The 19,722-nt window shown below is 72.1% G+C and carries 21 protein-coding genes; 16 read left to right on the top strand and 5 right to left on the bottom strand.

Annotation, left to right across the window (positions count from 1 at the left end; genetic code table 11):
• Positions 1-27 precede the first annotated feature (27 nt).
• Positions 28-960, bottom strand: coding sequence for a universal stress protein (locus PS467_RS05090; protein ID WP_311034187.1), 933 nt, complete (start codon positions 958-960; stop codon positions 28-30).
• Positions 957-1,559, bottom strand: a complete 603-nt coding sequence (locus PS467_RS05085; protein ID WP_311034186.1) for a CBS domain-containing protein — start codon at positions 1,557-1,559, stop codon at positions 957-959. Before PS467_RS05085 ends, PS467_RS05090 begins: the two co-directional genes overlap by 4 nt.
• 234 nt (positions 1,560-1,793) lie before the next feature.
• Here PS467_RS05085 and PS467_RS05080 point away from each other — a divergent pair, with 234 nt between their 5' ends.
• Both PS467_RS05080 and PS467_RS05075 read left to right on the top strand, forming a co-directional pair.
• A complete protein-coding gene (locus PS467_RS05080) occupies positions 1,794-2,672 on the top strand; it encodes a universal stress protein (protein WP_311034185.1) in 879 nt (292 codons plus the stop codon).
• Positions 2,673-2,768: 96 nt separating this feature from the next.
• Positions 2,769-5,180, top strand: coding sequence for a phosphoketolase family protein (locus PS467_RS05075; protein ID WP_311034184.1), 2,412 nt, complete (start codon positions 2,769-2,771; stop codon positions 5,178-5,180).
• Between the two features lie 87 nt (positions 5,181-5,267).
• Here PS467_RS05075 and PS467_RS05070 read toward each other — a convergent pair whose 3' ends face one another.
• Positions 5,268-6,539, bottom strand: coding sequence for an FAD-binding protein (locus PS467_RS05070; protein WP_311034183.1), 1,272 nt, complete (start codon positions 6,537-6,539; stop codon positions 5,268-5,270).
• 197 nt (positions 6,540-6,736) lie between these two features.
• On the opposite strand from PS467_RS05070, the gene PS467_RS05065 reads away from it, so the two are divergent.
• The 14 genes from PS467_RS05065 (at position 6,737) to PS467_RS05000 (ending at position 16,810) form a co-directional block, all read left to right on the top strand.
• Positions 6,737-7,582 carry an MIP/aquaporin family protein gene (locus tag PS467_RS05065; protein WP_311034182.1) on the top strand — a complete coding sequence of 282 codons (846 nt, stop codon included), beginning with the start codon at positions 6,737-6,739 and terminating at the stop codon, positions 7,580-7,582.
• 36 nt (positions 7,583-7,618) lie between these two features.
• Complete coding sequence (glpK, locus tag PS467_RS05060) at positions 7,619-9,136, top strand: glycerol kinase GlpK (protein ID WP_311034181.1); 1,518 nt, start codon at positions 7,619-7,621, stop codon at positions 9,134-9,136.
• A 157-nt stretch (positions 9,137-9,293) separates the two neighbouring features.
• Entirely contained in the window at positions 9,294-10,439 is a 1,146-nt protein-coding gene (locus PS467_RS05055; protein ID WP_311039764.1) for a glutathione-independent formaldehyde dehydrogenase, read from the top strand.
• 108 nt (positions 10,440-10,547) lie between these two features.
• On the top strand, positions 10,548-11,000 hold the full coding sequence (locus PS467_RS05050; RefSeq protein WP_311034180.1) for a hypothetical protein: 453 nt from the start codon (positions 10,548-10,550) through the stop codon (positions 10,998-11,000).
• On the top strand, positions 10,993-12,066 hold the full coding sequence (locus tag PS467_RS05045; RefSeq protein ID WP_311034179.1) for an SRPBCC family protein: 1,074 nt from the start codon (positions 10,993-10,995) through the stop codon (positions 12,064-12,066). The genes PS467_RS05050 and PS467_RS05045 overlap by 8 nt, the downstream gene beginning before the upstream one ends.
• A 30-nt stretch (positions 12,067-12,096) precedes the next feature.
• Positions 12,097-12,540, top strand: coding sequence for a gas vesicle protein GvpJ (gene gvpJ / locus PS467_RS05040; RefSeq protein WP_268970236.1), 444 nt, complete (start codon positions 12,097-12,099; stop codon positions 12,538-12,540).
• Positions 12,540-13,325, top strand: coding sequence for a GvpL/GvpF family gas vesicle protein (locus tag PS467_RS05035; RefSeq protein ID WP_311034178.1), 786 nt, complete (start codon positions 12,540-12,542; stop codon positions 13,323-13,325). Before gvpJ ends, PS467_RS05035 begins: the two co-directional genes overlap by 1 nt.
• 2 nt (positions 13,326-13,327) lie before the next feature.
• Positions 13,328-13,579, top strand: a complete 252-nt coding sequence (locus tag PS467_RS05030) for a gas vesicle protein GvpG (protein WP_268970234.1) — start codon at positions 13,328-13,330, stop codon at positions 13,577-13,579.
• A complete protein-coding gene (gvpO, locus tag PS467_RS05025; RefSeq protein WP_311034177.1) occupies positions 13,576-13,959 on the top strand; it encodes a gas vesicle protein GvpO in 384 nt (127 codons plus the stop codon). The genes PS467_RS05030 and gvpO overlap by 4 nt, the downstream gene beginning before the upstream one ends.
• On the top strand, positions 13,956-14,339 hold the full coding sequence (locus tag PS467_RS05020) for a gas vesicle protein (protein ID WP_311034176.1): 384 nt from the start codon (positions 13,956-13,958) through the stop codon (positions 14,337-14,339). Before gvpO ends, PS467_RS05020 begins: the two co-directional genes overlap by 4 nt.
• Positions 14,336-15,145 carry a GvpL/GvpF family gas vesicle protein gene (locus PS467_RS05015; protein ID WP_311034175.1) on the top strand — a complete coding sequence of 270 codons (810 nt, stop codon included), beginning with the start codon at positions 14,336-14,338 and terminating at the stop codon, positions 15,143-15,145. The genes PS467_RS05020 and PS467_RS05015 overlap by 4 nt, the downstream gene beginning before the upstream one ends.
• Positions 15,142-15,372, top strand: a complete 231-nt coding sequence (locus PS467_RS05010; protein ID WP_311034174.1) for a gas vesicle protein — start codon at positions 15,142-15,144, stop codon at positions 15,370-15,372. Before PS467_RS05015 ends, PS467_RS05010 begins: the two co-directional genes overlap by 4 nt.
• Entirely contained in the window at positions 15,362-15,682 is a 321-nt protein-coding gene (locus PS467_RS05005; protein WP_311034173.1) for a gas vesicle protein K, read from the top strand. The genes PS467_RS05010 and PS467_RS05005 overlap by 11 nt, the downstream gene beginning before the upstream one ends.
• Positions 15,683-15,718: 36 nt before the next feature.
• Positions 15,719-16,810: a DUF5937 family protein gene (locus tag PS467_RS05000; protein ID WP_311034172.1), complete on the top strand. Its 1,092-nt coding sequence runs from the start codon at positions 15,719-15,721 to the stop codon at positions 16,808-16,810.
• Between the two features lie 6 nt (positions 16,811-16,816).
• Here the strand turns inward: PS467_RS05000 and PS467_RS04995 are convergent, their stop codons facing one another.
• Positions 16,817-18,718, bottom strand: a complete 1,902-nt coding sequence (locus tag PS467_RS04995; protein WP_311034171.1) for a CocE/NonD family hydrolase — start codon at positions 18,716-18,718, stop codon at positions 16,817-16,819.
• 8 nt (positions 18,719-18,726) lie between these two features.
• Positions 18,727-19,671, bottom strand: a complete 945-nt coding sequence (locus tag PS467_RS04990) for a transporter substrate-binding domain-containing protein (protein WP_268970226.1) — start codon at positions 19,669-19,671, stop codon at positions 18,727-18,729.
• Positions 19,672-19,722 lie beyond the last annotated feature (51 nt).

The following is a 19,722-nucleotide window of genomic DNA, read 5'->3' as shown; positions in this document are numbered from 1 at the left end:
CCTCGTCGCCCGCGCCCCCGCCCCCGCCTACGCGACCGGCACCAGCAGTACCGGGCAGTGTGCGTGGTGCAGTACCGCGTGGGTGACCGGGTCGAGGCGCATTCCGAGGCGGGCCGTTCGCCGTCGTACGGCGAGCACCAGGACGTCCGCCGCCCGTGACGCCTCCACCAGCGCCTGCGCGGGGGTGCCGTGGGCGGTGTGTTCCCGCACCCGTACCTGGCCGAACTCCTCGCGCAGGGCGGCTACCACGCCCTGGGGCACCGTCTGCTCCGGCTCGGCTCCCGGCGCCGCCACCCCCGGTACGGGCAGGGTGTGATCGCCCGCGGCGACGCTGCCCGCGCGGACCCGCGGCCGTGACCAGGCGTAGAGCACTCGCAGCCGGGCCCGGCGCCGGACCGCCTCCTCGAAGGCGAACCGGGCCGCCGCCCCGTCCGTGCCGCTCTCCAGCCCGACCAGCACCTTGCCGTGGCCCTCGGGCCCGTACGCCGCCGGTGCCCCGCCGCGCACCACCAGCAGTGGGCGCCGGGTGTGGGCGGCCAGCCGCAGTCCGACCGAGCCGAGCAGCAGTCCGGTGAAGCCGCCCAGCCCCCGGGTGCCGATGACGATCAGCGCCGCGTCCGCGCCGATCCGCAGCAGTTCGGGCACCGCGTCCCGTGCCGTCAACGTGGGTACGATCCGCAGCCCAGGCTCGCGCTCCCGGGCCCGCGCCTCGGCCAGCCGCAGCACGGTCCTGGCGATCTCCACCGGGGGACGCCGCGGTTCGCTCTCCGGGTCGAAGGCGAGCGGGTCGGTACGGGCCCACGGCCAGGCGTGCACGATCTCCAGCACGGCGCCACGGCTCCGCGCCTCGGTGACCGCGCGGTCCAGCGCGGCCCAGGCGCTGTCGGAGCCGTCCAGGCCGACCACCACCCGCCCGTACCGCACCCGTCCGTTCCGCACCGGCCCGGCCGGATCGGTCATCGCCGTGCGCCTCCCCGGTCGGCGGAGTCGTCGACCCGGTAGGTGAGCCGGTCGACGACGGCCACCACGCCGTCCACCTGTCCGGCCATCCGGACCGCGATGGGGATCTCGCTGTGCCGGTCGAGCTGTCCCTCCAGCCGGACGACCCCGTCGGTCACGGTGACCGCGACCGACTGCGGGCCGAGCCACAGCGAGCGGACCAGCACCTCGTCGATCACCTCGGCGCGGATCTCGTCGTCCGGGCGGAGGAAGACGCGCAGCAGGTCCCGGCGGGTGACGATGCCGATCAGCCGGTTCTCCTCGTCCACCACGGGAAGCCGCTCGACGCGATGGCGGTCCATCGCGCGGGCCGCGTCCACGATGCTGTCCTGGGGCCGCACGGTGATCGCGGGGCGCGACATCAGCTGCCCGGCCGTCGGGGCGGGAGCGCTGAGATCGGTTCCGGTGATCACGCCGACCACCTTGTCGTCCTCGTCCACCACCGGCAGTCCGTTGATGCGGTGCCGCGAGAGCAGCGCGTCGACCTCGTCGAACGAGGTCCCGGAGCTCACCCGGACCACATCGTCGGTCATCACGTTGCCGATTTTGCGGTGCTTCATCCCTGCCTCCCCGATCCGGTCCCAGCTTCGGACGGCGCCCAGGCCGTTCTCTTGGGCTGCCCGGGGTCCGCTCGGGACCGTTCGGCCCGCATGGGCGCCCTGGGCCGAACGACCCTCGGCGGGGCCGAACCGCCTCTCGCGCCCGGTCCCGCGCGGGCGCGAGGCTGGGGCGAGGGCGGGAGACCGCGTCCCCGGGACAGCACGGGCACTGCCGCGCGGAAGGTGGTGGGAACGGTGGAGCACCCCCTGGTGGTGGGCGTCGACGGCTCGCACCACAGCCTCCGGGCGGTGGACTGGGCGGTGGCCGCGGCGGCCCGGTACGGGGTGCCACTGCGGCTGATCCACGCCTCCCTATGGGAGCGGTACGAGGGCATCGCGCCCGCCGCCGACCCCGAGCGCCCCTGGGAGCAGGCCAGGGCCGAGGAGATCGCCGCCTGCGCGGCGGAGCGCGCCCGCCGGTACGGACCCGATGTGAAGCTCCTGGCCGAGGTGCTGCCGGAGGACCCGGTCGCCGCGCTGCTGCGCGCGGGCCGGGACGCCTCGGGCCTGGTCACCGGCTCCCGCGGGCGCGGCGAACTCGCCGGGCTGCTGCTCGGCTCGGTGAGCCTGGCGCTCGCCGGCCGCGCCGCGTGCCCGGTGACCGTCGTACGCGGCGGGGAGCCCAACCGGCGCGGTGCCTTCGGCCGGATCGTGCTGGGCGTGGGCGAGACGGCCGGTCCGTCGGCCGCGACCCGGTTCGCCTTCCGCGAGGCCGCGGCGCGCGGCGGGGTGCTGGAGGCCGTTCGGGCGTGGCGCTGCCCGGCCGGCGAGGTGACGGATGATCTGCTGATCGACGGGGACCCGGTCCGTGCCCACTGGGCACGGGCGGAGCGGACGCTGGACGACGCCCTGCGGACCTCCCGACGGGACCACCCCGAGGTCACCGTCCACCCCGAGACGGCCGAGGGACCGGCCCGCAAGGTGCTCCTCCAGGCGGCGGCCACCGCCGATCTGCTGGTCCTCGGCGCCCGCCGCGGCCACGGTCGCACCTTCGGGCTGCAACTCGGCCGCATCGCCCACGCGGCCCTGCACCACGCGCCCTGCCCGGTGGTGATCGTGCCGGAGCGGGTCTGAACGGCCGGTGGCGCGACCAGCCGGCCCACATCCGTACATCAGTCCCACCACACCCCGCCCACGAGTCCGTACACCCCACGAGGGAAAGAGGGGTCCATGCCAGACGCACCGACCACGACGACCGCGACGGCCACGACGGCCACGCCGGGAAGTGGACTCTCCGACGACCGGATCCGCGCCCTGGACGCCCACTGGCGCGCCGCCAACTACCTCGCCGCGGGCCAGATCTACCTGCTGGCCAATCCACTGCTGACCGAGCCGCTGCGCCCGGACCACATCAAGCCCCGGCTGCTGGGCCACTGGGGCACCTCACCGGGGCTGAACCTGATCCACACCCACCTGAACCGCGTCATCAAGGACCGCGACCTGGACGCCATCTGCGTCTGGGGCCCCGGCCACGGCGGTCCCGCGGTGCTCGCCGGCTCCTGGCTGGACGGCAGCTACTCCGAGACCTACCCGGACGTCGGCCGGGACGCGGCGGGCATGGCCCGGCTCTTCGGCCAGTTCTCCTTCCCCGGCGGGGTGCCCAGCCACGTCGCCCCCGAGACGCCCGGCTCCATCCACGAGGGCGGCGAGCTCGGCTACTCCCTCGCCCACGCGTACGGGGCCGCGCTGGACAACCCCGGGCTGCTGGTCGCCTGCGTCATCGGCGACGGCGAGGCCGAGACCGGGCCGCTGGCCGGCTCCTGGCACGCGAACAAGTTCCTGGACCCGGTCCACGACGGCGCCGTGCTGCCGATCCTCCACCTCAACGGCTACAAGATCGCCAACCCCACGGTGCTCGCCCGGCTGCCCCGGACCGAACTCGACGAGCTGCTGCGCGGGTACGGCCATGAGCCGGTCCATGTCGCCGGGGACGAACCGTTCGCCGTGCACCGGGCCATGGCGCGCGCCCTGGACGAGGCGCTGGACCGGATCGCCCTGCTCCAGCGCACCGCCCGCGCGGAGGGCATCGCCGAGCGGCCCCGCTGGCCGGTGCTCGTACTCCGTACGCCCAAGGGCTGGACCGGCCCCGAGGAGGTCGACGGACTTCCCGTGGCGGGCACCTGGCGCTCCCACCAGGTGCCCCTGCCGGGCGTCCGGGAGAACCCGGAGCATCTGCGGCAGCTGGAGCGCTGGCTGCGCTCGTACCGTCCCGAGGAGCTCTTCGACGCCGACGGGCGGCCCGTACCGGAGGTCCTCGCCGAGGTCCCGCGGGGCGACCGCCGGCTGGGCGCCAATCCGCACGCCAACGGCGGGCTGCGGTTGCGCTCGCTGCCGCTGCCCGGCCTGGAGCGGTACGCGGTCCCCGTCGACAACCCCGGGGCGACCCTGCACGAGCCGACCCGGGTGCTCGGCGGGCTGCTGGCGAAGGTCATGGCGGACACCGAGGCCCGCCGCGACTTCCGGATCGTCGGCCCGGACGAGACCGCCTCCAACCGGCTGGAGGCCGTCTTCCAGGCCACCGGCAAGGCGTGGCAGGAGGCCACCCTCCCCACCGACGAGCACCTCGGCCGGCACGGCCGGGTCATGGAGGTCCTCTCCGAGCACCTGTGCCAGGGCTGGCTGGAGGGCTATCTGCTGACCGGGCGGCACGGCCTCTTCTCCTGTTACGAGGCGTTCGTGCACATCGTGGACTCCATGGTCAACCAGCACATCAAATGGCTGAAGACCTCCCGCGCACTGCCGTGGCGGCGCCCGGTGGCCTCCCTGAACTACCTGCTGACCTCGCATGTGTGGCGCCAGGACCACAACGGCTTCTCCCACCAGGACCCCGGGTTCGTCGACCATGTGCTCAACAAGAGCCCCGCGGTGGTGCGCGTCTATCTGCCGCCGGACGCCAACACCCTGCTCTGCGTGACCGACCACATCCTGCGCACCCGTGACTACGTCAATGTGGTCGTCGCGGGCAAGCAGCCCTGCTTCGACTGGCTCGACCTGGACCAGGCGCGCGCCCACTGCGCCCGGGGCGCCGGGACCTGGGAGTGGGCCGGCACCGAGAACGGCGCGGGGGAGCCGGACGTGGTGCTGGCCGCCGCCGGCGACGTGCCCACCCAGGAGGTCCTCGCGGCCGCCGGGATCCTCCGCCGCCACCTGCCCGATGTGGCCGTGCGCGTGGTCAACGTCGTCGACATGACCCGGCTGCTGCCCAAGGAGGAGCATCCGCACGGGATGACGGACCACGAGTTCGACGCCCTGTTCACCCGCGACCGGCCGGTCATCTTCGCCTACCACGGTTATCCGTGGCTGGTGCACCGGCTGGCCTACCGCCGCGCCGTCCACCCGCACCTGCATGTGCGCGGCTACAAGGAGGCGGGCACCACCACCACGCCGTTCGACATGGTGGTGCGCAACGATCTGGACCGCTACCGGCTGGTGATGGACGTCATCGACCGGACCCCGGGCCTCGCGGTGCGCGCCACGGCCGTACGGCAGCGGATGCAGGACGCCCGCACCCGCCACCACGCCTGGATCCGCGAGCACGGCACCGATATGCCCGAGGTCGCCGAGTGGTCCTGGACCGGCTGAGGGCCGCGTGGCGCCGCCGTCCCCGGGCGGCCGGCGGAGCCGCTGTCGCCCGGTGGACCGGCGGCGTCCCCCGGTGGACCGGCGGTGTCACCCGGTGGGGAAGTAGTCCTCCAGATAGGCGTTGCGGAACTTCCCCGCCGGGTCGTGGTCGGCCAGCAGCCGGGCGAAGTCGGCGGCCCGGTCGTAGGAGGAGAGGATCCGCTCCGGCGCGGCCGCCGTCAGCTTGCCCCAGTGCGGCCGCGCCCCCAGCGGCAGCAGCTCCGCCTCCATCGCGGCCACCACCTCGATCACCGCCTCGTGGTCGGGGACCCAGGTGAAGTGGAAGGCGACGCTGTCCCGGCCGTACGCGGGGCTCAGCCACAGCTCGTCCGCCGCGACCGTACGGACCTCGGACACCTGCACCACGGGCGCGATCCGGTCGCCGAGGCCGCGCAGCGCCGCGAACGCCGCCGAGGCGGCCTCGCGTGGCAGCAGCAGCTCCGACTGGAGCTCATCGCCGTTGCTCGGGGTGAAGTCCGGGCGGAAGTGCGGCAGCCGCTCATGCCACGGCCCCGGCGCGCCCAACTGCTCGGTGCAGTGCCGCGGCGGCATCGCGGGCACCGGGTGGTGATGGCGGTCGGCCGGGCGGGCCCCCAGCCACGGCTGCCCCGGCTCCGGGGGGTCGGGCAGGTCGGTGCGGCACTTCAGCCACACCACCCCCTCACCCGAGCGCCAGTCGGTGAAGACGCTGACGCTGTAGGCGGCGCCGAATATCTCCTCGAAGCTGTCGTCCAGCCGGTCCAGCGGAAGCCCGGTCCACACCCACTGGGCCACGTCGTAGGTGGGCTCGATGTCCAGCGTCATGGCGGTGACGACGCCCAGCCCGCCGAGCCCGACCACGGCCCCGTTCAGCCGGTCCGGGTTCTCGTCCCGGCTCAGCAGGGTCACCTCGCCCCCGGGGCCGACGATCTCCAGCCCGGCGACGGCCGCCGCCAGACAGCGCTGGGTGCTCCCCGAGCCGTGGGTGGCGGTGGCACAGGCCCCCGCGACCGTGATGTGCGGCAGCGAGGCCAGGTTGGCCAGCGCGAAACCCTCCGCGTGCAGGGCCTCGGCCACATGGGCGTAGCGCATACCGGCCGCGATGGTCGCCGTGCGCTTCCCGGGGTCGATCTCCACCCGGTGCGGCAGCCGGTCCAGGCTCACCAGATCGCCGTCGGTGTCGGCGATGCGGTTGAAGGAGTGGCCCGTGCCCAGCACCCGCACCCGGTCGGCGGATCCGACGATCCGCCGCAGCTCGTCGGCGGTGTCCGGGCGGTGCAGCCGGGCGGCGGCGAAGGTGATGTTCCCCGCCCAGTTCGTCGGGGCTCCGGTGGTCGGCATCCGTGTCGTCCTGTTCCCGCTGGAGGGCGATGATGGCGATGGTCTGGAAGGGCGGTGATCTGGAGGGGCGATGATGATGTTGTCATGACCTTGGTACAGGGCGGCACCCCGATCCGTACAGACCCGGTTTCGCCGTCCGTGCCCCGGACGGCCCAGCAGGACGGGCCACCGCACCACCGCGGGACCACGATGGGCCCATGACGGCCCCCAAGCGAAACCGCTCGATGCCGGGACTGCTCGGCGAGCTCTGCGCGGAGTTCGCGGGCACGATGATCCTGATCCTGTTCGGCTGCGGTGTGGTGGCCCAGGTCGTGGCCGGGGGTGCGCTGACCAAGCCGCCGGGGGCTCTCGGCGACCACGACTCCATCTCCTGGGCCTGGGGTCTGGGCGTCACCTTGGGCGTGTATGTGGCGGCGCGGCTCAGCGGGGCCCATATCAACCCGGCGGTCACCCTCTCGCTGGCGGCCTTCAAGGACTTCCCCTGGTCCAAGGTCCTGCCCTACGCGGTGGCCCAGACGCTGGGCGCGTTCGTCGCGGCCCTGCTGGTGCGCTGGAACTACACCGAGGCGCTGGCGGCCGCCGACCCGGGGCACACCTTCAAGACCCAGTTCGTCTTCTCCACCCTGCCCGGCAACGGCTCACTCCCGGTGAGCGAATGGGGGGCGCTGCGCGACCAGATCATCGGCACCGCGATCCTGGTGCTGCTCATCTTCGCCGTCACCGATGTGCTGAACTCGGCACCGAAGGCCAATATGGGCCCCTTCATCACCGGCCTGATCGTGGTCGCGATCGGCATGGCGTTCGGCGCCGACGCGGGGTACGCCATCAACCCGGCCCGTGACTTCGGTCCCCGGCTCGCCAGCTTCATCACCGGCTACCACAGCGCCTGGCGGGACCAGTACGGGAACTTCTATTTCTGGGTGCCCATCGTGGGCCCGCTGGTCGGCGGGCTCGTCGGTGCCGCCCTGTACAAGGTCCTGATCAGCCGCTACCTCCCGATGCCCGCACCGCCGGAGCCGGGCCGCGCGCCCGCACCCGAGTAGCCGGTCCGGCCGGACCCACCCACGAGAGGCGGCAGCATGCCGGAATTCGTCGGTGCGGTGGACCAGGGAACCACCAGCACCCGCTTCATGATCTTCAACCATGACGGCGACGAGGTGTCGCGGTACCAGCTGGAGCACCGCCAGATCCTGCCGCGCGCCGGCTGGGTCGAGCACGACCCGGTGGAGATCTACGAGCGCACCAACTCCGTGATGCAGAACGCCATCCGCGCCTGCGGACTCTCCCCCACCGACCTGGCCGCGATCGGCATCACCAATCAGCGCGAGACCACGGTGATCTGGGATCCGCGCGACGGCCGCCCGTACTACAACGCCATCGTCTGGCAGGACACCCGCACCGACGCCATCGCGGCCGCCCTCGAACGGGAGGGCAAGGGCGAGGTCATCCGCCGCAAGGCGGGGCTGCCGCCGGCCACCTACTTCTCGGCCGGCAAGATCCAATGGATTCTGGAGAACGTCGACGGCGTCCGCGAGGCCGCCGAGCGCGGCCACGCCCTCTTCGGCAACACCGACGCCTGGGTGCTGTGGAACCTCACCGGTGGTCCCAACGCCGGCATCCACGCCACCGATGTCACCAACGCCAGCCGCACCATGCTGATGAACCTGGAGACGCTGGACTGGGACGACGAACTGCTGGAGCTCTTCCGGATCCCGCGGGCCATGCTGCCCACGATCAACCCCTCCTCCCATCCCGAGGCGTACGGCAAGGCCCGCACCTCCCGTCCGCTGCGCACCGCGACCCCCATCACCGGTGTCCTCGGCGATCAGCACGCGGCCACGGTCGGCCAGGTCTGCTTCGCCCCCGGCGAGGCCAAGAACACCTACGGCACCGGTAACTTCCTGCTGCTCAACACCGGGCGGGAGCTGATCCGCTCGGCCAGCGGACTGCTCACGACCGTGGCGTACCAGTTCGGCGACAGCCCTCCCGTCTACGCCCTGGAGGGCTCGATCGCCGTCACCGGCTCGGCCGTCCAGTGGCTGCGCGACCAGATGAAGATGATCGACGACGCCGCCGGGAGCGAGCGGCTCGCCCGCACCGTCGAGGACAACGGCGGTGTGTACTTCGTGCCCGCGTTCTCCGGCCTCTTCGCGCCGTACTGGCGCTCCGACGCGCGGGGCGCGATCGTCGGTCTCACCCGCTACAACACCAATGGCCATCTGGCGCGGGCCACCCTGGAGTCGATCTGCTACCAGAGCCGGGACGTGGTGGAGGCCATGGAGCGGGACGCCGACATCCACCTCGACGTGCTGAGGGTGGACGGCGGGGTCACCGACAACGAGCTGTGCATGCAGATCCAGGCCGATGTGCTGGGCGTACCGGTCAGCCGCCCCGTGATCGCCGAGACCACGGCCCTGGGCGCCGCCTACGCCGCGGGGCTGGCCACGGGGTTCTGGCGGGACACCGATGAGCTGCGTTCGCACTGGAGGGAGGCCAGGCGCTGGGAGCCCCAGTGGGGCGAGGAGGCCCGGGAGGAGGGCTACGCGGGCTGGCAGAAGGCCGTCCAGCGCACCCTGGGCTGGGTCACGGTCGACTAGCGGACCTGGCGGGGCCGCGGGGGCCGTGCCGGGACCCGCTTGCGCCGGGCGTCCGACGGCGGTTCGCTGGAAGTACCCGGTGGTGGCCGAGACACCCTGGGACCTACGGCACGTCCGCCACCACCGCTCGCCGGCGATCGACGCGGAGGTGATCCAGGTGAAGGCCGTCGTCTATGAGAAGCCCTACTCGGTGGCCGTGAGGGACGTCGACGATCCCCGGATCGAGCGTCCGAACGATGTGATCGTGCGCGTCACGTCCAGCGCGATCTGCGGCTCGGATCTGCATATGTACGAGGGCCGTACGACGGCCGAGCCCGGCATCGTCTTCGGCCATGAGAACCTCGGCGTCGTCGAGGAGACCGGTTCCGGCGTCACCTCGCTGTCCAAGGGCGATCGTGTGGTCATGCCGTTCAACGTGGCCTGCGGATTCTGCAAGAACTGCCTCGCGGGCGACACCGGCTTCTGTCTCACCGTCAACCCCGGTTTCGCGGGCGGGGCCTACGGCTATGTGGCGATGGGCCCCTACACGGGTGGTCAGGCCGAGCGGCTACGGGTGCCGTTCGCCGACTTCAACTGCCTGAGACTGCCCCCGGGCGAGGAGTTCGAGAGCGACTTCATCCTGCTCGCCGACATCTTCCCGACCGGCTACCACGGCTGTGAACTGGCCGAGGTCTCCCCGGGCGAGAGCGTGGTCGTCTACGGCGCGGGGCCGGTGGGACTGATGGCCGCCTACTCGGCGCTGCTGCGCGGCGCGGCCAAGGTGTTCGTGGTCGACCGGGTCCCCGAGCGGCTGGACAAGGCCAAGGAGATCGGCGCCATCCCCATCGACTTCACCCAGGGCGATCCGGTGGCACAGATCAAGGACCGCACCGGCGGCGAGGGCACCGACAAGGGCATCGACGCCGTGGGGTACCAGGCCCAGGCGCGCGACGCCGGTCATGAGGAACCCGGGGTGGTGCTCAACTCGCTGGTCGAGACGGTGCGGGCGACCGGACGGCTCGGTGTGCCGGGGCTGTACGTCCCCTCCGACCCCGGTGCCCCCGATGAGCACGCCAAACACGGTCAGCTGCTGGTCTCCATCGGGCGGATGTTCGAAAAAGGCCAGCGGATGGGCACGGGCCAGTGCAACGTCAAGCGCTACAACCGCCAGCTGCGCGACCTGATCATCGCCGGCCGGGCCAGGCCGAGCTTCGTGGTCTCGCATGAACTCCCGCTCGATCAGGCGCCGCAGGCGTACGAGAAGTTCGACAAGCGCGTCGAGGGCTACACCAAGGTGGTGCTGCATCCGGTGCTCGCGGCCTGATGGATCCTCGTCCGTGATCCAGAAGGTCACTGAATAGGGTGAAATGCTCCATACTCGGTTATATGCCCTCAAGTGGCTCCCTGTTCTCCGCCGGGAGGAGGAGCGATCATGAAGAACTGCCATGTGACACTGGCTTTCATCAGCGGTTATCTCTTCGGACGCGGCCATAAGGGGACCCTGGTCCTCGCCCTCGCCGGTCTCGCCGCGGGCAAGCGCCTCACCTCCGGTATCAGTCCGCCGGGCGTCGAGCAGCTGAAGTCCTCCGAGCTCGGCAGGCTCGGCCAGGAGATCGGCGGCCGGCTGGTGGCCGCGGGCCGGGAGGCGGCCATGTCGGCGGCCAGTAACCGCATCGACTCCTTGAGCGACCGGCTGGAGCAGCGCGCCTCGTCGCTGCGCACCCACGCCGCGGGCGACCGGGAGCCGGAGGCCGGGACGCACGAGGAACACGAGGAACACGAGGAACACGAGGAGCCTGAAGAGCACAAGGAGGAGCCGCGGGCCAGGAGGCGGACCGGCTCCGAAGGGTCCGCGCGGCGACGCCGAGGTGAGGGCCATGGCTGAGGAAACGCACAAGGGGCGGGCCGGTGGGCGCAGCGCCCGGGACCTGCCCACCGACCGCCTGCTGAAGGAAGCGGAGGGCCTGCTGGCCGCACTGGGCGAAAGAGCCCTGGAATCGGTCACCCACCTGGGCAAGAACAACCCCGGTGGCGGCGGGCTCCCAGGACCGCTGAAACCCCTGAAGGGCGGACTGGAGCAGGTCAAGGACGAGGTCAGGGGCAAGGTCGTCGACAAGGCCAAGGACCAGGTCAAGGAACAGGTCAAGGGGCAGGTCAAGGAGAAGGTCGTCGACAAGGTCAAGAGCGTGATCCCGGGCCTCGGCGGTGGCGGCGGCGACGGTGGCGGCAAGGGCGGGAAGAAGCTCAAGGTCACCAACATCGTGGAGCAGATCGATGTGGGTGCGCCCCTCTCCCTCACCTACAACCTCTGGACGGAGTGGGAGAACTTCCCCTCGTACATGAAGAAGGTCGAAGCCGTCGAGAACGAGGACGAGGACGAGGCCCGGACCGAGTCCGAGTGGAAGGCCCAGGTCTTCTGGTCGCACCGCAAGTGGCGGGCGGAGGTCGTCGAGCAGGTGCCGGACAAGCGGATCATCTGGACGTCGCGGGCCGACAAGGGCCATGTGGACGGCACGATCACCTTCCACGAGCTGGCCCCGGAGCTCACCCGGATCCTGTTCGTCCTGGAGTACTGGCCGCAGGGGTTCATGGAGCGCACCGGCAACCTCTGGCGCGCCCAGGGCCGCCGGGTGCGGCTGGAGATGAAGCACTTCCGCCGTCATCTCATGCGCGAGGTGCTGCTCGCCCCCGACGAGGTCGTGGGCTGGCGCGGCGTGGTGCGCGACGGCGAGGTCGTGGAGGAGGACGAGCGGGACCAAGAGGGGCGGGAGCCCGCCGAGGACCGCGGAGAGGAACGCGAGGGGGAGGGCGAGGAGCCCGAGGGGTCCGAGGAATACGACGAGGAGCCGGAGGAGGAGTACGAGGAGGGCGAGGAGCCCGAGGAGCCCGAGGACGAATACGACGAGGAGGAGTACGAGGAGGAGCCCGTGCGGCGGCGCACCCGCCGCTGACGGACCCCGCCCCCGGAACGGGTGAGCGCGGTGACCGTAGCACGCCAGCAGCAGAGCCAGTATCTGGACCGGGCGAGCTCCAGCGCCCTGGTCGACGTGGTCGACCTCATCCTGGACAAGGGCCTGGTCATCGATGTGTACGTGCGGGTGTCCCTGGTGGGCATCGAGATCCTGACCATCGACGCCCGGATCGTCGTCGCCAGCGTGGACACGTATCTGCGGTTCGCGGAGGCGACCAACCGTCTCGACATCGCCCGCAGCGGCACCGAGACCCATGGCCTGCCCGGCCTCATGGACCAGCTCCAGGAGAGCGGCGGCAAGAAGAAGACCAAGGGCGCCCTGGAAGGCGTCAAGGAGTCGGTCTCGGATCTGCTCCAGGGCGATGCCGACGAGGACCGGGAACCCGAGGCCGGGGAGCGGGCGCGGCCCCGGCGCACGAGGGGTTCCACCAGCCACAGGGAGCGCGAGCGGTGATGGCCGAGGAGAAACGTGCCTGCTACGTCTACGGGGTCGTCACGGACGACCGGGCCGATGAGTCGGTCAAGGACCTGCCCGCGGTCGGCGACCCGGAGGCCCCGGTGACCCTGGTCCGCTACGGCGGCCAGGCCGCCGTGGTCAGCGAGGTGCCCGTCGACAAACCGCTGGGCACCCCCGACGATCTGCGCGCCCACGCCAGGGTGCTGGACACCCTGGCCGCGCAGGGTCCCCCCGTGCTGCCGTTCCGGTTCGGCACGGTGGTGCGCGACACCGGCGCGGTGACCGACGAGCTGCTGACCGAGGGGCACGACGACTTCGCCCGCGGCCTCAACCATCTCCGGGGCTGTGCGCAGTTCACCGTGCGGGCCCGGTACGAGGAGGACGCGGTGCTGCGCGAGGTGGTGACCGAACAGCCGGAGGCCGCACGGCTCCGCGAGGAGCTGCGGGGGCTGCCGGAGGAGGCGGGCTACGAGCAGCGGATCCAGCTCGGCCGGCTCGTCATGGACAGCATCGCCGCGAAGCGGAGCGTGGACGCGCTGGAGATCGAGCGCCGGCTGGCGCCGCACGCGCTGGCCTCGGCGTCGGCGGAGCCGGCGTCCGCCGAAGGGCTGGTCAACGCCTCGTTCCTGGTGGCGGACGCGAGGCGGCGGGCATTCGAGGCAGCGGCCGAGGAACTCGCCGAACACTGGCACGGCCGGGTGCGGATGCGCCTGCTCGGCCCGCTGGCGCCGTACGACTTCGTGGCCGAGGCCCTGCTCGAACGCAAGGAAGGCGACGATTAGCCATGGGACTGTTCACCGGACTGGCCACGTTGCCGCTGGCCCCGGTGCGCGGGGTCGCCTGGGTCGCCGAGCGGCTCCGGGAGGAGGCCCACCGGCAGCTGTACGACCCCGAGGTGATCAAGGAGCGGCTGGAAGAGGTCGCGGAGGCGCGGGAGAGCGGAGAGCTCACCGAGGAGGAGGCGGCCCGGGAGGAGGACGAACTGGTCCGCAGGCTGATGTCCCAGGGCCCGCCCGGCGGGGGCATGGAGGTATGACCGTGTCCCACGAGGAACGGCCGCACGAGGAGCGCCACCGCGAGGAACGGTCCCGCCAGGAGGTCCACCGCGAGGAACGGCCCCGCGACCCGGAGCGGGAGCGGCCCCCGCGCCGCCCCGCGCTGGACGCCCGCGGCGCCGCGCGGCGCGCCGCGCACCATGTGGCGCAGCTGACCGGGCGGGACCCGGAGGGCGTCACCTCGCTGGAGCACCGGGAGGACGGCTGGGCCATCGGCATCGAGGTCGTGGAGACCCACCGGATACCGGACTCCACCGACATCCTCGCCGAATACCGCGTCGAACTGGACGACCACGGCGAGCTGGTCACCTACCGCCGCACCGAGCGCTATCCCCGAGGCAGGGCGGAGAACCGGACATGACCCAGAGCCCCGGCTGGAACGCGCCGGCCCGGCGCGCCGGCGCCGCACCCGAACCCGCCGGCCGCGGCGCCGAACCCTCCAGCCTGGCCGACATCCTGGAGCGGGTGCTGGACAAGGGCATCGTCATCGCCGGTGACATCCAGATCAACCTGCTGGACATCGAACTGCTGACGATCAAGATCCGGCTGCTGGTCGCCTCCGTGGACCGGGCCAAGGAGATGGGCATCGACTGGTGGGAACACGATCCCACGCTCTCCTCCCACGCCCGGGACGTCCTGGAGGAGAACGAACAGCTGCGGCGCCGCGTCGGCGAGTTGGAGGACGGAAGCGGCGCACGGCGGGAGGAAGAGCGCGGCGCGGAGCGGGAGGACGGACCGTGACCGAACCCCTCGCCACCTGGCTGTACGCGGTGACGGCCGCCCCTGTGGGCGGCGCACCCCCGCACGGGCTCACCGGTGTGGCGGACGAGCCGGTGCGCCTGGTCGAGCGCGCGGGACTGGCCGCCGTCGTGGGCTCCGTACCACTGGCGGACTTCGACGAGGACGCGCTGCGCGACCATCTGGAGGACCTGGAGTGGCTGGAGCGCACCGCCCGCGCCCACCACCGGGTGATCAACGGCGCGGCCCGCCTCGGCCAGGTCATCCCGCTGCGCTTCGCCACGCTCTACCACGACGACGACCGGGTCCGCGCGATGCTCGAGGAGCGCCGGGAGGACTTCACGGCCACGCTGCGGCGGGTGACGGGCCGCACCGAGTGGGGCGTCAAGGCGTATGTCGACCCCGCGTCCTTCCTGCCCGACCCGGACGAGGGCGAAAGCGGCGGGGACAGCCCCGGAACCGCCTATCTGATGCGCCGGCGGGCCCAGCGGCAGGACCAGGAGACCGCGCATCTGCGCGCGACCGAGCGGGCGGAGGAGATCCACGCCTCCCTCGCCGCGCTGGCGGTGGCCACGGCCGCGCACCCACCGCAGGACGCCGCGCTGGCCGCGTACGAGGGGTGGATGGTGCTGAACAACTCCTATCTGGTGCCCGACGACCGCACCGAGGAGTTCACCGACGCGGTGACCGCGCTGAAGGAGCGCCACCCCACCGTCACCCTGGAGCTCAGCGGCCCCTGGCCGCCGTACTCCTTCACCGCCCCGCCGCAGCCGGCGGGCGAGGTCCGGCGGGCGGAGACGCCGTCATGACCCGCGCGATCGAGCGGCGCGAGGTGGCCCTGGTCGATCTGCTCGACCGGGTGCTCGCCGGAGGCGTGGTGATCGCCGGGGAGATCACCCTGACCATCGCCGACATCGACCTGGTGCGCATCTCCCTGCGCGCCCTGATCGCCTCCGTACGGGTGGAGGACGACGCACGGGGGACGGACGGCGCACGGGTGGCGCACGAGGGGGAGGGGGATCGCTATGACGGCTGACCGTCCGGCTGACCGCGCCCCCCGGCCCGGCCGGCGGATCGAAGTGGACGAGGAGTCGGTCCGCAAGAGCCTGGCCGGTCTGGTGCTCACCATCGTGGAGCTGCTGCGGCAGCTCATGGAGCGGCAGGCGCTGCGCCGCGTCGACCAGGGCGGCATCAGCGACGAGCAGATCGAGAAGCTCGGGCTGACGCTGATGGCCCTGGAGCGGAACATGGCCGAGCTGCGGGAACACTTCGGGCTGACCGAGGACGACCTGAATCTGGACCTCGGCCCGCTGGGCCCCCTGCTGCCCCGCGACCGGGCCCCGTGAACAGCCCCTGAGACACCCGCCGAGTAATGTGCGGGTGTGGGGATCACGCTCAACCTCCAGTCCGCACGAGCGGCCGATGTGCACGTCGGCCGCTCGGCGCTGGCCGAGCTCATGTCGGTGCTGCACATCATGGCCGAGCCCGACCACCACCCCGAGGCCCAGCGCTGGACGCAGCGGCTCGGGACGGCGCTCGCCCCCTCCCTCGCCCATGAGATGAGCGCCCTGTCGCCGCTGTGGGCCCGCCTTCGCTGCCGGCTGCTGTTCCCGCTGGAGCTCCCGCTGGACCAGCCCTTCGAGGACGAGCTGCGCCATCTGGAGAAGCTGCCGCTCGAGGAGTTCGTGGAGCTGTGCTCACAAGGCGTGCTCGGCTTCCGCGAGGCCGTGCCCCCGGCCCGCTGTCTGCTCACCGACCCGGAGGCCGCCGGCCGCTATGTGGCCCAGTGCGAGCGGCGGTCCTTCCGGCGCGGGGAGCTGGCCCATGACCTGGTGGCCTCGCCCGAGGGGCTGCGCGGCCGGCTGCTGGACTTCCTGGACTCCTGCGCCGGGGCGTTCTTCGCCTCCGAGTGGCGCACCGTCCGCGACCGGCTGGAGTCGGCCGCCGCCCGGGTCCGCACCGATGTGCGGCGGCGCGGTCTGGCCGAGGTGCTGGCCGGGCTCAGCCCCACCGCGGTGGTCTCCCGGGGCGGCTCGCGGGTGCGCTACGACAAGCTGGCCGTCGCCGAGATCGAGATCGGCCCGCGCCCGCTCTTCCTGATCCCCTCCGTCCACGTCTGGCCGCATCTGACCGTCAAGGACGAGGAGTCCCACCCGGTGGTGCTCCAGTTCGCCGCCCAGGAGGGCGGGGCGGCCGATCAGCTCACCCAGGCGGAGCTGCGGGCCCGGATGTCCGCGCTGGCGTCACTGGGCCGCATGGAGCTGTGCCGCCATCTGCTGGGCGAGCCCATCACCACCTCCGAACTGGCCCAGCGGCTGGGGCTCGCCGATACGCAGGTCTCCCGCACCCTGCGCCAGCTGCGGGACGCGGGGCTCATCGAGTCCGAGCGCGAGGGCAAGTACGTCTACCACCGGCTGGCCACCAGCACTCTGCTCCGGCTGGGGCAGGACGTGCTGGCGACCATCATGCGCTGAGGTCCCTCAGCCCGGCCGGGTCCACAGCAGCACCGCCGAGGGGCGCCCGGCGTCCATGTGGACGCGGTTGGTGGCGACCACCTTGCGGCGGCTCACCGCTTCCGGCACCCCGGTGTTGGAATTGACGTCGAACCGGGGGAAGTCGCTGGAGGAGATGTCCACCCGCAGCCGGTGCCCGGCCTCGAAGCGGTTGGCGGTGTCCGGCGCCGGGATCTCGATCTCGTACACCTCGCCCGGCTCCAGCGGCTCCGGATGCTCGAACGACGCGTGGAAGCGGCAGCGGAAGATGCCCTCGGTGAGGTTCATGGCGAAGCCGTGCGGATAGTCCTCGTTCGGCGGGTGCACATCGACCAGCTTCACCGTGAAGTCGGTGTCCGGCGCGGACGAGGAGACGAACAGCCGCGCCGTGACCGGCCCGGCCACCTCCAGCGGCTCCGCCAGGGGCGGGGTGACCAGCGAGATCACATCGGGCCGGGAGTTCAGCGGCAGATACGGCGGGCGGGCGCCGTAGAACCGCTCGTCCGGCACCTGGTCGAAGGCGCCGCCGACCATCACCGGTTCCCCGGAGGTGACCTGACCGCCCAGGGTCGGCACCGGATCGCTGGGGTCGAAGTCGTACTCCACCCAGGCGTGTTCGGCCGTCGGCCGCTCCCGGCTCAGCTCGCCCGAGGGGTGGCAGTAGAACGCGGTCTCCCGGGTCCCGGCCGGGGGCCACTGGGTGTCGGTGTGCCACCGGCCGCCGTGCCGCATCCGCCCGGCCTCGTCTCGCCGGCCGTCGCCACCGCCCATCAGGAAGTACTGGACCCGCGGGATCGACTCCGGATCGCCACCCCGCAGCACCGCGTCGAACCAGCGCTGCCGGAAGGACAGATACGAGGTGTCCACATTGCCGCTGAAGGTGGCGGCGGGGCCGAAGTCCACATCGCCGGCGAAGGTGACACAGCGCAGCCCGTGCGTCCACGGCCCCATCACCAGATAGGCCGGGGACCGCTTGAGACGGCCCATGGCGGTGAAGTTCTCGATCGTGGAGCGCACATAGGGGTCGTACCAGCTCGACATGTGCAGGGTCGGCACATCGGGGAAGCGGTCGTAGTGGCCGCGTCCGTAGATGGCCGGCTGCCGCCAGTACGCCCCGAAGGCGTCATGCCGCCACTGGTCGAGCAGATAGCGCTCGTAACTTCCGACCTGACGCAGCGGCGATGCGCCCGTCCGCCACGGCAGCACGGTGAACCAGTCGCGCAGATCCGTCCCCGCGAACGCCGCGCGGACCAGCGGGTCCCGCGCCGCCTCCGGGCTCTCCTCACCGTGCCGGAAGGCCCAGGTGACCTGCTTCAGCTCAAAGGCGCCGCCCATCCGCATACCGGCCTCGTACGCGCTGGCGAAGCCGCCGGAGTCCAGGAACATCGCGGCCAGCCCGGCGGGGGACTCGGCCGCGGCCGCCGTCTGGGCGTGTGCCGAATAGGACACCCCCATCATGGCCACCCGGCCGTCGCACCACGGCTGGGCGGCGATCCAGTCGATGGTGTCCGCGCCGTCCGGCCCCTCGCCCAGGTACTTCACGAAGGTGCCCTGCGAATCGCCGCGGCCCCGGCAGTCCTGCCGGACCACGTGGTAGCCCGCGCGGACGAAGAACGCGGAGGTCTCCTCCGGCGTCGGCACCGGCTCGTCGTGGCGGCTGCGGTCCGAGCCGCGGATCTCGCGCCGGCCGTACGGGGTGCGCTCCAGGATGACCGGGCGGGGCCCGGGGTGCTCCTCGGCGCTGAACAGGTCGGCGGCCAGGACGATTCCGTCCCGCACGGGGACGCGCAGGGTGCGTCGCCACACCCGCTCGTCCAGCAGCCGGGCGGGCTCCTCCCGGGCCGCCCGCGCTCTGTCTCCGGCCGGTTCGGTCTGACGGGTTCGTGCCATGGACGACCTCACTGGGTCTGGGATTGCGTGGAGCCGTTGAGGGCGATCTGGTCCTTGGTGACCGTGGACAGCGGCAGCCCCCACTGGCCGAAGAGCTTGGCGTAGGTGCCCGATTCGTACATCTTCCGCAGCGCCTTGACGATCACCGGGGCGAGTCCGGAGTCCTTCTTGGCCTGGATGCCGTAGATGGCCGTCGCGGCGGGCAGGTCGAGCATGTCCTTGAGCTCGATCGTCTCGAAGCGGTCATCGGAGTTCTGGCTCACCGAGGTGTTGGAGGCGCTGGGCGCGGCCACCGCGTCGATCCGCTTGCTCTGGAGCGCCAGCGTCGCGGCGGGCAGATCGGTGTAGAGCTTCGCGTCCACCGACGGCTTGCCCTTCGCGGCACACCGCTTGTTCTGCGCCGCGAGCACGTTCTGCGTTCCGGCGCCCTTCTCCACGCCGACCTTGTGCCCGCACACCTCCAGACCGTTTCCGGGGTGGAAGGAGCCGTCCTTGGTCACCATCAGCGTCACACTGCTCTGCGCGAAGTCGGCGAAGTCCACCTCCCGCTGGCGCTCGGTGAAGTCGCCCGAGGGCGCGCTGAGGTCGATCCGGCCGGACTTCAGCCCGGGGATGACCGCGTCGAAGGTGGTCCGCTCCACCTTGATCTTCACATCGAGCAGCGAGGAGAGCTGCGCGGACAGATCGGGGATCAGCCCGGTGATCTTCCCGTCGGAGCCGAAGGTGACATACGGCGCGTACTCGCTGACGCCCATGACCAGCGTCTTCTTGGTGTACGCCGCGGGCACCTGCGCGGCCAGGGCGCTGTCCTTGGGCTCGGGGGCGAGCGTCGCCGCCGCACCGCTCTTCTTGGCCTTGCCGTCGCCGGGGGTGTCGTCCACCGAACAGGCGGACAGCGTGAGCGTCAGCGAGGCCAGCAGGGCGCACGCGGCGGCATGAGGACGGTTGCGCATGGCTTGCTCCATTTCCGGGGGTGGGGGACAGCGGAAGCGGAAGGGCGGGAC

The sequence above is a fragment of the Streptomyces luomodiensis genome (assembly GCF_031679605.1).
Classification (GTDB): domain Bacteria; phylum Actinomycetota; class Actinomycetes; order Streptomycetales; family Streptomycetaceae; genus Streptomyces; species Streptomyces luomodiensis.
The sequence above is the reverse complement of the archived record's forward strand: the minus strand, read 5'-3'. Positions and strand labels throughout refer to the sequence as shown.